Here is a 13,204-nt window from a genome sequence, read left to right on the forward strand (position 1 = left end):
GGGTGTGGAATATAAAAGAAGATTTAAATGAATTTAAAAGTACTTGCAACAATCGCTTAAGACCCGATTGGGCTACAGGGTTTATGTTTGGAACGATGTTTTTTATTTCATTAATAATGTTTTTTCTTATTGGAGGGTTAATAAGGTTTGGTTGGAGTTATTACCCGACTCTCTTTGATAAAATAATTGTTAGCCTTGAGTTAGTGCTTTATAGTCTTCAAGTAATTTTTTTAATTATTTATCTGTTTCCTAAGATGCCATTTAAATTTCAGAAACTACAAACACTTGTGGTACTGTTATATGCGTTTCAGCTAGGTACTATTACATTTACAATGTTGATAATCCCGGGAATGTCAAATTATTCAATTGATCAAATTACATTAATGTATGTTGGGTTATTATTTTTAGGTGCAGTCATATTACATATTTTAGCGACTATTGATACTTTTAGACAGGCAAGTAAAGGGGCATTTAATACGGGAGAAGAATCCCCTTCATTTTTTAGTAAAACAAAGAGGATTGCAATTAAGTGTGCTGTAATTTATGTGTTAACTCTTCTCATTTTAATTTATGTGCATAATGATTATACACTGAAGATTTTTGGATTGTATGCGGGAGGAACTTTAATCATGTACGCGGTAGCCGTAGGCGCAGCAGAGTTCCAATTATTAGCCTATTGTAGATTTAAATTTCCATCATTTTATATTTCATGGGAGGAACACGAAAGGGAACGTCAGAAAAGACTAAAGCTTTATGAAGAAAAGGAAAAAAAGCAAGCCAAAGAAATAAAATAAGTCTTGCTTTCTGAAAATTCGAACGGAATATATAAACAATTAAGGATTGTATAAAAATCGATGCTATTAAAAATTAAAGTATCTTCAACATAATCTGTATGAGTTAATAAATACCGGTAAGTAAAGGTGAACTATATTACTATCAAAATGGGAATGTAATGAACCTAAAAATGCCTAGAGAAATCAACGGGGTGTCAGTATGAAGTTAAAGAAGAAAGCTAGGATGATGATAGTTCTGTTAATAGTATCAAGTTTATTAAGTGGATGTGGTTTTGGGGAGACGAAGATAGAGTATGAGCCATTTGTCAAAGCTTTGGATGAAGGTGACATGAAAAAGGTTATGTCCGCTAGTGATGATGGATATGCGTATGTGAAACAAAGAGGTATATATAGTACATATGAGCAAAAGGAAGATGGAGAGCACAGTAAAACAATCTATCAAACTTCGAAAGGCATATATAATACGAAAGATAAAAGTTTATATGGAAATACAACACAAGAAATTACCTCGGAAGTAGATAATAAAAATTATAAAGAAGAAGTTAATTATAGTACAAATATTAGTTATGAGAATGGACAGGTACAAAGTACGGATTCAAGTCTGGATGTTTCATACGTAAACTTAATTGTTGATCGTTTAAAAGGAATAGGGAAACTAAAGATGAAGCCCGGAGATGATATAAAAAAGTTTGATCAACCTAGTACAGTTGGATATAAACTAAATGAATCAGAGTTTCAGAGTATTGTTAATGATAAGTTGAAAATACAATATGATGAATATGATGGTGGATCGATTGTACTGCATATAGATTCTAAAGATGGTTCAGAGCAGATATTGGAGGTAAGTATTGTAATAAATTATAAGAAGCGAAATGATGAAGGTAAGTTAGTAGAATATATATCACAAATACACACATCTTTTGATAGTCACCAAGGTAATAACCAAGATGCGAAACAGGAATATATTGATTTTAAAGCAAAGTATAATGAGACGCAGTAATATTTAGAAGGGCATTTGTACGGAAAGATAATAGCGACATAAGTGTGATAAATGTTTCATAAATATGTCTATTTGTAGTGGAAAGAAATTGAGTATAAATATGTAGCCCCAGTTGCTGGAGTAGATGCAACTGGGGCGTTTATCTGTCTAAATTTAGCTTGAATACATGACATGTTTTAGTTAGGGGCACGGCTTTACAAGTAGTTTCTTCATAATAACGGTGTGGGTTTTTTGTGTAATCAACTTTTATTGCTAAGTTACAACTATTTTCGTTTATAGAGTATCTCTTATTATCGATACATCGTCCACATTCCAATGTCTTTAAATCCTAGTCGTTTATAAATTCGTCCAGCAGCTGGATTGTTATAAAATAAACAAAGTGTTCGGCCTTCTTTCGTAAAGTCTTGGATCATTTTTTGTAATATGAGTGAAGCGTAACCATTTCCGCGATAATTCGGGTGTGTACATACACCAACTACCATAGCAGATAATGAATTTTCAGCGGAAGTAGAGGCGGATGCGATGATCACGCCATCTTTTTCAATATAGTATGTGCGTCCTGTATTTGTTTCGATAGCCTGCCTTAATATTTTCTCTGATTCATTGGTAGTCGGAAATTCAGCGATGTCACTTCGTAATTTCATAATTCGTTCTATATCATCGAGTGAGGCAAGTTTAATTGTTTCATGAATTGGTGTGCTAGGTAAGTTGTTGTCATTTAGACATTCGCAAAAATACATTTCATTTTTAGTACCTAGTTGTATATTTGAAGCAGTTTCAAATTGTTCTACGATAGTTGACTTACCAGAGAGTTTAAGCGGCTTATATGTGGAAAGAAGTGCCTCATAATCAGTGGTAATAAATTCTTCTTTACTATAGGGTATAAATGAATCGTGGAATCGGAGTAGAATTGATTTTAATGTTCCATTCTCTTTAAATACTCCCCATAATTCTTGAAAATCTGTGTCATAACCGAAAGCTTCAATATCTCCAATAATAAACAAGTTAAGGGCTGCTTCTTCTTTTAGATAAGCGAATACTTGTTCATGATCTTTCTTTGTTAATTTTCGCATCATAACGAATCGACCTCTTTTTTTATTTTTCTAAATATTACAACTTAAGTTTTTTGAAATCAATATAAAATTTTATGTTTAGTTCACAAACTTTCGGAAAAACTAGGAAAGATATGACAAAGGAGGTTATGAACGGTGGATCATCCAATTCAAGGGTTAATGAAAGCAGCAATGGAAAATTTAAAAGAAATGGTCGATGTAAATACGATTGTTGGAGAGCCTGTTCAAACGGCTGACGGTGGTGTAGTGTTAACGGTTTCTAAAGTAGCGTTCGGTTTTGGAGCAGGAGGTTCTGATTTCCAAACGAATGATGGACAAAGAGCGAACGGTAACCCTGCATTTGGTGGCGGTAGCGCGGGTGGTGTTTCGATTACACCAGTAGCATTTCTTGTGGTGAATAAAGATGGAGTAAATATTCTACATCTACAAAATGCGACACATTTAGCAGAAAAAATGATTGAATTAGCTCCACAAACAATTGATAAAATTCAATCGATGTTCCAAAAAGAAGAAAAGAAAGAGGGAAATCATCATCCTCAAAACCCTGATGAAATCCTTTAAAAACGCCTGCTTATGAGCAGGCGTTTTTTCTTGTAATCACTATGTAATAAAACACATGAAATTGTAAATAGTTTTTGAAGTTTTTTCTATGTTTCTAAAATTTTTCATGTTAAAATATGCTATAGAATTGAAACATATAAAACGAAGGTGGCTAGGTGCTTTGTCTGGAGGATCTGACCAAGTAAAGAATATGATATATATTAATGGTAATCGTCGAGGTCATTGTTTTATTACATCAGGAATTACGTTTAAAGAGTTTGCGAGTAACATCCCTTCACCGCTTCATCAAGTGTTGCTTTTAAAGCACAACTTTGAATGGACGGATTTTCATTATCATACTTTATTTGAATATGTTGAGGAAGAAAATATACATAAGTTAATTCAAGCAGAGATTGATGAATTTGATGAATTTTGTTGGGTAGATTTTGATGATGCAAGCGATTTAGATGAATTAGAGCCGAAAGAAATTGCAGAATTATTATATTTGGCTCACAAAAAAGAACCACTTGCAAGAACATTCTTTCCGTTACTGAAAAATCGATTTGTTTATTTTTCACATGATGACGGATGGTACAACAAAGTGTATTATCGTAGAATTGCTGATTTTGTAGGAATGTTAAGTAAAGTCATTCCGTATAAACTCGGTGCTTTCGGTAAGAAACGTTTTTCTTTCTTCCAAAAATCAAAAATTTTCCCAGCGATTTCAAAAGAATTGATTATGGGACTTATTCCACTAATGGAAGATGGTCTTTACATAGATTTAGCAGGGAAGATTGAGTCAAGAAGAGGTCTTGAAATTCCGGTATATGTAGTTGGTTCGTATGAAAGTACGGATGAGGTGTTAGATAATATCGATGAATTGAAAGAGGAAGCAACAGAAACAGGTTGGCTCATTTTTGATAAGAAAGAACAAGAGTGGCAATGGGTTGTTGACTAAGAAAACTTGGCGTATGAAGTCAAGTTTTCTTGTCATTTGAAAGGAGTACAAATGAAGAAATATTATACAATTGTGGGTATTATAAGTATTATTCTCGTGGCAATATTACTTATAACTTGTCCAAAAGAATCAGATTTTAAAGTGTATGTACAGGATAAGTATGCGTTGAATTGTAATGAGAGTAGTTTTGAATGCACGCAAAATGTAGATGGTAAAAAAGAAAAACTACAATTTGAAAGTACAGATGCACGAAATGGTGTATTCTTTATGACTGTAAAGCAAACATTTAAAACAGAAGCTGGTGTTTCAAAAGAATATAGCGGAGTAGGAATGTTTGGTACATTTCTTTTTGTTTCAGAGAAGACTTTCTAGTAATAGAAGGTCTTTTTTTTATGCTTATGTTCATATAGATGAAGTAAGACAAGCATAGGAGGGGTATTGATGAAGAACACATGTATTGTTTGTGGCGGTGAGGAGTTTTTTTCCTCAACGTTATATGCACGTACGAAACAAGATTGGGCATATGCACCAAACATGTATCGATTTGAAAAAGTATTTATTGAGCATCGAGATGAAGAAAATTATCCAGTGTTTCAAGAAATTACAGCGAAACATTGTTGTGGATGCGGTCATATTATGTTGTATCATGAATGAACACACCAAGTATGACTTGGTGTGTTTTTTTAAAACGCTGACAAAGCAAGCGGATAAAGTAAAGTAAATAAAACAGAAAAACTACCAAAACCAATGGCTGTATATCCAAGTGTTCTTGCTCCGAAATTGACAGCTAATAGGCCAACTAAAATTGCTAGGGAGCCGAGCGTAACTGGATAAAAAGCAATGGAGAATAACGAAAGAAATAAAGCGACATAGCCTACCATTGCACCGGTATTTGTACCTTCTATCTCATTTGCAATTTCTTTACGCTTATGTCTAATTGGAATGCCAGCTGGTGATATTTCAGCTGCATACTCTTCGTTTTTTTCACCACTTTTAAAATGATGATTTCTCTTTCTTCGCATGTACATCCCTCTCTTTCAATTGGGTGTATCTATAGTATCTTTCAAAATGAGAAGAGCATGAGTATGAGTTAAACCCAAGTAAAGCAAAAATTGGAGAATACGCATTCCATCGTTAACATATCCATCTCCTATTGAAGATAAAGTGTGGGATTTTTTCCACTAGGACTGATTATCAGCCAGCAACAATTGGATTTTTATGAGCAGTTCTCTCCCATTAACTGATCCGCATCCATTGAATTTTGAGGTAGGTGTCTTACTGCAAGCGGGATAAAACAGGAATTTTGGAAAATGATGTAGAATGAAATGAGTGATAAAGCGTGAAGGTAGGGGAATGTATGACGAAATTTAATTGGCATGAATCAGCAGAAAAGAAATGGGATAGTAGTGCGGAGTTTTGGAATCAAAATAGTCAAGAGATGTGGGACAGCGGGAGTAGGAGTACAATTATTCCGTTTTTTGAACAGTATGTGAAGAAAGACGCACAAGTGCTCGATGTTGGATGCGGTGATGGGTACGGTACATATAAATTAAGTCGCGCAGGCTATAAAGCAGTGGGAGTAGATTTATCGGAAGTGATGATTCAAAAAGGTAAGGAGCGCGGAGAAGGACCAAATTTATCTTTTATAAAAGGAGATCTTTCTGCATTACCATTTGAAAATGAGCAATTTGAATCAATTATGGCAATTAATTCTTTAGAATGGACGGAAGAGCCATTACGAGCATTAAATGAAATAAAGCGTGTGTTAAAGAAAGATGGATATGCATGTATTGCAATTTTAGGACCGACAGCAAAGCCACGAGAGAACAGTTATCCTCGCTTGTACGGAAAAGACGTTGTTTGTAATACAATGATGCCTTGGGAATTTGAACAGTTAGCGAAAGAACAAGGTTTTGAAGTTGTAGATGGCATCGGCGTATATAAGCGCGGAGTAAATGAGAAGATGTTAGGTCAACTACCTACAGAGTTGCAACAATCGTTAACATTCTTATGGGTATTTATGTTAAAAAACGTATAAAGAAATGAAAGAATTTTTAGGAGGTAAATAAGTGCAGAAAATACAAAAAACTGATACAATATCATCAGAACCAATTAAAGGGGGACTAGGGTATATGACAACTACTACAACAGTGAAATCCGATATTGAAATCGCACAAGAAGCGAGTATGAAGAAGATTCAAGAAATTGCAGCTGATTTAAATATTTTAGAAGATGAATTAGAGCCATACGGTCATTATAAAGGTAAGTTATCTCTTGATATTTTTAAGCGCTTACAAGATGAGAAAGACGGTAAAGTTGTTTTAGTAACAGCAATTAACCCAACTCCAGCTGGAGAAGGTAAATCAACAGTAACAGTTGGTTTAGGTCAAGCTTTTAACAAAATTGGTAAGAAAACAGTAATTGCACTTCGTGAACCATCTCTTGGACCAACGATGGGATTAAAAGGCGGAGCAGCAGGTGGCGGTTTTTCACAAGTCGTACCAATGGAAGACATTAACCTTCACTTTACTGGAGATATCCATGCGATCACAACTGCCAATAACGCATTAGCAGCGTTTATTGATAATCATATCCAACAAGGAAACACACTTGGAATTGATACACGTAAAATCGTTTGGAAACGCTGTGTTGACTTAAATGATCGTGCCCTTCGTAACGTAGTAATTGGTCTTGGTGGACCTGTACAAGGTGTACCACGTGAAGACGGTTTTGACATTACAGTAGCATCTGAAATTATGGCCGTGTTCTGCCTTGCAACAGATATTCAAGACTTAAAAGCGCGTCTATCTCGCATCGTAGTTGCTTATAACTTTGCAAATCAACCTGTAACGGTTAAAGACTTAGGTGTAGAAGGTGCTTTGACACTATTATTAAAAGACGCATTAAAACCGAACTTAGTACAAACGTTAGAAAATACACCAGCTATTATTCATGGCGGACCATTTGCGAATATTGCTCACGGTTGTAACAGTGTTATCGCTACGACAATGGCAGCAAAATTAGGTGATTATGTTATTACAGAAGCTGGATTCGGTGCTGATTTAGGCGCTGAGAAGTTTTTAGATATTAAAGCTCGTGCAGCTGGCATTAAACCAGAAGCAGTTGTTATTGTTGCGACGATTCGTGCGCTTAAAATGCATGGCGGCGTTGCAAAAGATCAATTAAAAGAAGAAAATGTAGATGCATTAGCAAAAGGTATGGAAAACTTACAGAAGCATGTTGAAACAATTCAAAGCTTCGGTGTGCCTTTCGTAATTGCAATTAATAAATTCATTACAGATACAGATGCAGAAGTTACATACTTACAAGAGTGGTGTAATGAGCGTGGCTATGCAGTATCCTTAACAGAAGTTTGGGAGAAAGGTGGCCAAGGCGGAGTTGACCTTGCTGAAAAAGTACTAAAAGAAATCGAAAAAGGTGAAAACAACTACGCACCACTTTATGAATTAGAATTACCATTAGAAGAAAAAATTCGTACAATTGCTCAAAAAGTATATGGCGCAAAAGATATTGAATTTGCTCCGAAAGCACGTAAGCAATTAGCTCAATATGAAGGAGAAGGTTGGAGTAATCTACCAGTTTGTATGGCGAAAACACAATACTCTCTTTCTGACGATGCAACAAAATTAGGTCGTCCATCTGACTTTATCGTTACAATTCGTGAGTTAAAACCATCGATCGGTGCAGGCTTTATCGTTGCGTTAACAGGTACAATGTTAACAATGCCAGGTCTTCCAAAACAGCCAGCAGCACTTCAAATGGATGTAAATGAAGATGGAAAAGCAGTAGGTTTATTCTAAAAGGTTGTAATTCATCTCGTTTATCTGTAAACTATATATACATCAAGTGGCGCCTTTCCATCGAAAGGCGCCTGTTTTTTGGAGGAAATTATGTTTGATCCAACTGCTTTTGACAATTTAAAAGTAATCGTAGAAGGTGCTGTGTATGATTTTGATCTACATGGAGATATTCTTGTAACAGATCGAAAAGATATGATGGATCTTGCTTCATTAAGTCGTATATATCATATCTCATTTCAATTAACAGAACCGTTTGAACCATTAGTAGAAGCAACATTTTCATTATCTGTGGATGCAAAGAACTTGTCTGGTGAAATACTAGAAGTGCCTCAGTTTACACCAGGTTGTGAGATGAAGCTAGCATTTTCATTCCCGTTAGAACAACCAGAAGTAAAATGTGAAGAAATTGAAACATTAATGCGTTCTATATGGGGAAAAGAAAGAATGATTATGCAGAAAGTTTCATACGAATATAATAAGCAAGCGATTTCATATCATAATAAGGTAGAGGTTCTATTTCAAAAAGCGATTACAGAAGACCATGTTGATGATTTAATAGCTGTTATTTCACACATGATAGAAACGGTGCGAACAATACAGCATTTTCTTCAAAAATAGAGATAAAGGAGAAAAACAAATGATAAAAGATATGCAACCATTTTTACAACAAGCTTGGGAGAAGGCTGGTTTTAAAGAGTTAACTGAAATTCAAAAACAAGCGATTCCAACTATTTTAGAAGGACAAGACGTTATAGCTGAATCTCCAACTGGAACAGGAAAAACATTAGCGTACTTATTACCACTTTTACATAAAATTAATCCTGAAGTAAAACAGCCACAAGTTGTTGTTTTAGCGCCAACACGTGAACTTGTAATGCAAATTCATGAAGAGGTTCAAAAGTTTACAGCAGGAACTGAAATTTCAGGTGCATCTTTAATTGGTGGTGCAGATATTAAGCGCCAAGTTGAAAAATTAAAGAAACACCCAAGAGTAATTGTCGGTTCACCAGGCCGTATTTTAGAATTAATTCGTATGAAAAAGCTAAAAATGCATGAAGTAAAAACAATTGTATTTGATGAGTTTGATCAAATTGTAAAGCAAAAAATGATGGGCGCAGTGCAAGATGTAATTAAATCAACGATGCGCGATCGTCAATTAGTATTCTTCTCGGCGACAATGACAAAAGCGGCAGAAGATGCGGCACGTGATTTAGCAGTGGAACCACAATTAGTACGTGTAACACGTGCAGAATCAAAAAGCTTAGTTGAGCATACGTATATCATTTGTGAGCGACGCGAAAAAAATGATTACGTAAGAAGAATTATGCATATGGGCGATGTAAAAGCAGTTGCTTTCTTAAACGATCCATTCCGTTTAGATGAAATTACTGAGAAATTGAAATTCCGTAAAATGAAAGCGGCGGCTCTTCATGCAGAAGCAAGTAAACAAGAGCGTGAAGCGACAATGCGTGCTTTCCGCGGAGGGAAATTAGAAATTCTACTTGCTACTGATATTGCAGCGCGCGGTATCGATATTGACGATTTAACACATGTAATTCATCTAGAGTTACCAGACACAGTAGACCAATATATTCACCGCTCAGGCCGTACTGGACGTATGGGCAAAGAAGGAACTGTCGTATCTCTTGTAACACCACAAGAAGAGCGCAAATTACTGCAATTTGCGAAAAAACTAGGCATCGTATTTACGAAGCAAGAAATGTTCAAAGGATCATTTGTAGAAACGAAACCGAAAGCACCAAAGAAAAAGAAACCAGCATTTACTGGGAAGAAAAAGCCTAGATAAATGATGGAGAAGGCGTAACTATTTGTAGTTACGTCTTTTTTGTTTGTAAACAAGTGATAATGGGAATTGTATTAGTGTTTTTAATGTGCCTATCATATATATGCTTCTACTGGGAGTATCGAAAAAAGGGTAGTTTATTTATTTGGTTTATACGAGGAAATAATATAAAAAAGTCGAATATTAAACTGACACGAAATAATAAAAAGAAGGTACACATATGGATAGGAAATTAGGAATGTTTTTGAATACAAAATATATTGAAGTAAACGAAGGAATACAAAAAGCAAGGGAATGGGATTTAGAATATATTCAATTATATGCTATGAATCCGACTTTCAACTTAGCTAACATTTCAAAGGTACAATGGAACACTTTAAAAGAAAACTTATCTTTTAATGAGATTCAAGTCCCGTCATTAGCAATTAGCTTCGGAGAAAGTGGAATAATAGGAACTGAAGCTGAATGTGTAATATAGAGTTTTAAATATATTACTGATAAAGGGTTAGGGTTAGGAGCTAACGTAGTAACAGCCCATATTGGGAAAATCCCTGATGATGAAAATAGTGAGTACTATGATAAAATGCTACGTGTTTGTAATGAAATAGGGGACTTAGCGTTCAGATTTGGAGGATTCTTCGCCATTGAGACGGGATCTGAAAAAGCAATAGTATTAAAACGATTTTTAGAAACTGCAAACTCGAAAGGACTAGCTGTTAACTTTGACCCAGCAAATTTAATAAGTGATGTAAATGAAAATCCGGGAGAAGGTTTATTACTATTAAAAGATTATATAGTACAAACTCATATTAAAGATTGTAAAGAAGTGAAAAGTGATCGTTCAACTAAGTATATAGAAGTCGCAGCAGGGAATGGTGAAGTAGATTTCGATATATTCTTCAAAGTATTAGATAAAATTGGATTCGCCGGATATAACATGATTGAAAGAAATGATTATTTTGATGAACTGGATGGGATGAGTCAGTCGATAAATTTTGCAAAGAAGTACATACCAACTCAAAAGGAATAACGATAGTATTTGTAGAAAGCTACATAGAATATAAAAACCATTAGGGGGAAATGTAATGATCCATAAAGTAGGACAAATTATGTTATATGTAAATAATCAAGATGAGGCAGTAAATTTTTGGACGGAAAAGGTAGGGTTTCATGTAGTAGCAGAGGAAGATAACAAACAAGGAATGAGATGGATTGAAATTGCTCCGACTAACGGTGCAGAAACGAGCATTATATTACATAATAAAGAAGTTATTTCTAAAATGAGCCCAGAATTGAATCTTGGTACACCGTCCTTAATGTTCTTCTCAGAAAATCTTGATCAATTATATACAGATTTAACAAATAAAAATGTTACTGTTGGAGAAATGGTAACTATGCCTTCTGGTAAAGTGTTTAACTTTGCTGATAGCGAAGGGAATTATTTTGCGGTTATGGAGAAGAACCAATAATAATATTGCTATGTGAAAATCCCCCTCAAATATATTTGAGGAGGATTAAATTTTTGAAGTGGATTTTTCATTAGAGAGTTGTTTAATAAAAAATACTCCTTTTTCAATCGCTGTCTCAATATAGCCAACGATTTGGTCAAACGTAAATACCTGTAAGTCTTCATGCAAATGTTGCTTTGGATACAACATATCTTCAAAAAGATACTTTCGAAAAGCTAAAACGTTTTCTTTAGAAACCTCTTCAATATCCACAATGTGAGCCTCTTGATTGAGAAGAGAGAAAAGCTGTTGTTCTTGATCGTAATGATGAAGCAACTTTGCATTTAACAATTTAAAATCGTTATAGTACAGGGGTGCGATAGTTTCGTCATTCTCTATTCTATTTTTTAGCCAAGGTAGAAAAAATCCACTTAGCCAATTATCATCGGCAATGAGGTGGGTATAATAGCCTAAAATAAATGGGGAATCTATATGTGATTCATATTTATGAAAAAATGAATCATAATCTATTCTTCTCGTATAGTTCTTCGTTGTACCGGCATAAAAATGTGAGGTTCCTTTTTCTTTTTTTGAATGAACAGCATCAGGGGCTACAGCTCCAAGTAAGAAAGAAGTCTTATCGTGAATTGATAGTTTTTTAGCAATACCACTAGCGATAATAACATGCATAATTCGTGATCCCATGAATGCCACCTCTGTTTCCATTATTCATTTCAGGAAGAGGACTAAACAGTTAGTATTACTTTCCCTGTACTTTTTCTACTTTCGACCCATTCATGTGCTTTCCCTGCATTTTGAAGTGGAAAAGATTTCGTAGCCTTAATTTGTAAACGTCCGTCACGCAAATAACGGAAAACTTCATTTGCAGTTTCTTGGAGCAGTTCAGGACGCTTTTTTCGTGTGGTTCCAAAGCTAAAACCGAGTATAGAGCGACAACTTGCATGTAAATATTTCGTTTGAAAGTTACCAATTTCACCGCTAGCATTACCGAAATGAACGAGGCGACCGTAATAAGCAAGGCAGTTTAAACTTCTTTCAGAAACAGTTCCAGAAATAGAGTCCAAAATGATATTCACTCCTTCTCCGTTTGTCAGCCCATTGACTTTCTCTACAAAATCTTCAGCTTGATGACAAATTACATAATCAGCTCCAGCATCTAAAGCGATTTTTCTTTTCGTTTCACTTCCGACAGTACCGATAACTATCCTAGCCCCTAATAGTTTTGCAAGTTGAATTGCTGTAGTACCAATCCCGCCAGCAGCTGCATGAATGAGTACAGATTCACCTTTTTGAATCCTTGCAACATTAGCGAGTAAATTATAGCTTGTAAAAGATACGATCGGACAAGCAGCTGCAGTTTGAAAGTCGACTTCATGGGGTAAAACGAAAGTAAGATTTTCATTTGCAACAACGTATTCTGCGTAAGATCCATTTTGAGGAAAAGCAATGACACGTTGTCCAGGGTGAATATTTTTCACATGAGAACCGACACGTTCTACAATACCAGTGGCATCTATACCTGGAATAAAAGGTAGTGCTTTATTTCCTTTTTTGCCATAACGTGATTTAATATCAGCGAAATTTACACTAGTAGCAACTACGCGAATTAAAACTTGATCTTCTGAAATAGCCGGTATATCAAAATCTGTATATTTCATCACTTCAGGACCACCGAACGACGTTACAACGATAGCTTTCATTATATGTCCTCCTAAATTTGACTATATAAATTATTTTAAATCTTT

Annotated in this window: 15 protein-coding genes and 1 pseudogene; 12 read left to right on the forward strand and 4 right to left on the reverse strand. The window is 35.0% G+C overall.

Features of this window, described 5'->3' with window-relative positions; translation table 11 throughout:
- The first annotated feature begins 2 nt into the window (after positions 1 to 2).
- Complete coding sequence (locus V7S45_RS10000; RefSeq protein ID WP_342761764.1) at positions 3 to 794, forward strand: hypothetical protein; 792 nt, start codon at positions 3 to 5, stop codon at positions 792 to 794.
- A 199-nt stretch (positions 795 to 993) separates the two neighbouring features.
- Positions 994 to 1,794, forward strand: a complete 801-nt coding sequence (locus V7S45_RS10005; RefSeq protein WP_025688262.1) for a DUF3952 domain-containing protein — start codon at positions 994 to 996, stop codon at positions 1,792 to 1,794.
- A 290-nt stretch (positions 1,795 to 2,084) separates the two neighbouring features.
- Here the strand turns inward: V7S45_RS10005 and V7S45_RS10010 are convergent, their stop codons facing one another.
- The gene (locus tag V7S45_RS10010; protein WP_000984760.1) at positions 2,085 to 2,870 is read right to left on the reverse strand and encodes a GNAT family N-acetyltransferase; all 786 of its coding nucleotides are present in this window, start codon (positions 2,868 to 2,870) and stop codon (positions 2,085 to 2,087) included.
- A 132-nt stretch (positions 2,871 to 3,002) separates the two neighbouring features.
- Here V7S45_RS10010 and ytfJ point away from each other — a divergent pair, with 132 nt between their 5' ends.
- The 4 genes from ytfJ to V7S45_RS10030 all read left to right on the forward strand — a co-directional run bounded on the left by ytfJ (position 3,003) and on the right by V7S45_RS10030 (position 5,019).
- Positions 3,003 to 3,428, forward strand: coding sequence for a GerW family sporulation protein (gene ytfJ, locus V7S45_RS10015; protein ID WP_000349991.1), 426 nt, complete (start codon positions 3,003 to 3,005; stop codon positions 3,426 to 3,428).
- 160 nt (positions 3,429 to 3,588) lie between these two features.
- Positions 3,589 to 4,365, forward strand: coding sequence for an oxalate:formate antiporter (locus V7S45_RS10020; RefSeq protein ID WP_000014087.1), 777 nt, complete (start codon positions 3,589 to 3,591; stop codon positions 4,363 to 4,365).
- A gap of 51 nt (positions 4,366 to 4,416) precedes the next feature.
- Positions 4,417 to 4,737, forward strand: a complete 321-nt coding sequence (locus tag V7S45_RS10025; RefSeq protein WP_000761174.1) for a hypothetical protein — start codon at positions 4,417 to 4,419, stop codon at positions 4,735 to 4,737.
- A 69-nt stretch (positions 4,738 to 4,806) separates the two neighbouring features.
- A complete protein-coding gene (locus V7S45_RS10030) occupies positions 4,807 to 5,019 on the forward strand; it encodes a hypothetical protein (protein ID WP_000798747.1) in 213 nt (70 codons plus the stop codon).
- Between the two features lie 29 nt (positions 5,020 to 5,048).
- On the opposite strand, the gene V7S45_RS10035 is transcribed toward V7S45_RS10030, so the two are convergent.
- Entirely contained in the window at positions 5,049 to 5,387 is a 339-nt protein-coding gene (locus V7S45_RS10035; protein ID WP_001253201.1) for a hypothetical protein, read from the reverse strand.
- A gap of 335 nt (positions 5,388 to 5,722) precedes the next feature.
- On the opposite strand from V7S45_RS10035, the gene V7S45_RS10040 reads away from it, so the two are divergent.
- The 6 genes and pseudogenes from V7S45_RS10040 (at position 5,723) to V7S45_RS10065 (ending at position 11,459) form a co-directional block, all read left to right on the forward strand.
- Positions 5,723 to 6,403 carry a class I SAM-dependent methyltransferase gene (locus tag V7S45_RS10040; RefSeq protein ID WP_000160025.1) on the forward strand — a complete coding sequence of 227 codons (681 nt, stop codon included), beginning with the start codon at positions 5,723 to 5,725 and terminating at the stop codon, positions 6,401 to 6,403.
- A 94-nt stretch (positions 6,404 to 6,497) separates the two neighbouring features.
- Positions 6,498 to 8,186 (forward strand): formate--tetrahydrofolate ligase, encoded by a 1,689-nt coding sequence (locus V7S45_RS10045; protein ID WP_014482011.1) that lies wholly within the window; start codon positions 6,498 to 6,500, stop codon positions 8,184 to 8,186.
- A gap of 90 nt (positions 8,187 to 8,276) precedes the next feature.
- The gene (locus V7S45_RS10050; protein WP_000460219.1) at positions 8,277 to 8,804 is read left to right on the forward strand and encodes a hypothetical protein; all 528 of its coding nucleotides are present in this window, start codon (positions 8,277 to 8,279) and stop codon (positions 8,802 to 8,804) included.
- Between the two features lie 19 nt (positions 8,805 to 8,823).
- The gene (locus V7S45_RS10055; RefSeq protein ID WP_000588613.1) at positions 8,824 to 9,993 is read left to right on the forward strand and encodes a DEAD/DEAH box helicase; all 1,170 of its coding nucleotides are present in this window, start codon (positions 8,824 to 8,826) and stop codon (positions 9,991 to 9,993) included.
- Between the two features lie 217 nt (positions 9,994 to 10,210).
- Positions 10,211 to 11,020: pseudogene (locus V7S45_RS10060) on the forward strand (TIM barrel protein).
- Positions 11,021 to 11,075: 55 nt separating this feature from the next.
- Positions 11,076 to 11,459 (forward strand): VOC family protein, encoded by a 384-nt coding sequence (locus tag V7S45_RS10065; protein ID WP_000581478.1) that lies wholly within the window; start codon positions 11,076 to 11,078, stop codon positions 11,457 to 11,459.
- A gap of 45 nt (positions 11,460 to 11,504) precedes the next feature.
- Here the strand turns inward: V7S45_RS10065 and V7S45_RS10070 are convergent, their stop codons facing one another.
- Both V7S45_RS10070 and V7S45_RS10075 read right to left on the reverse strand, forming a co-directional pair.
- On the reverse strand, positions 11,505 to 12,143 hold the full coding sequence (locus V7S45_RS10070; protein ID WP_025688276.1) for a zinc dependent phospholipase C family protein: 639 nt from the start codon (positions 12,141 to 12,143) through the stop codon (positions 11,505 to 11,507).
- A gap of 41 nt (positions 12,144 to 12,184) precedes the next feature.
- The gene (locus V7S45_RS10075; RefSeq protein WP_025688278.1) at positions 12,185 to 13,159 is read right to left on the reverse strand and encodes a quinone oxidoreductase; all 975 of its coding nucleotides are present in this window, start codon (positions 13,157 to 13,159) and stop codon (positions 12,185 to 12,187) included.
- Positions 13,160 to 13,204: the final 45 nt, after the last annotated feature.

This window comes from Bacillus sp. BR3(2024) (genome assembly GCF_039134555.1).
GTDB classification, from domain to species: Bacteria; Bacillota; Bacilli; order Bacillales; family Bacillaceae_G; genus Bacillus_A; species Bacillus_A cereus.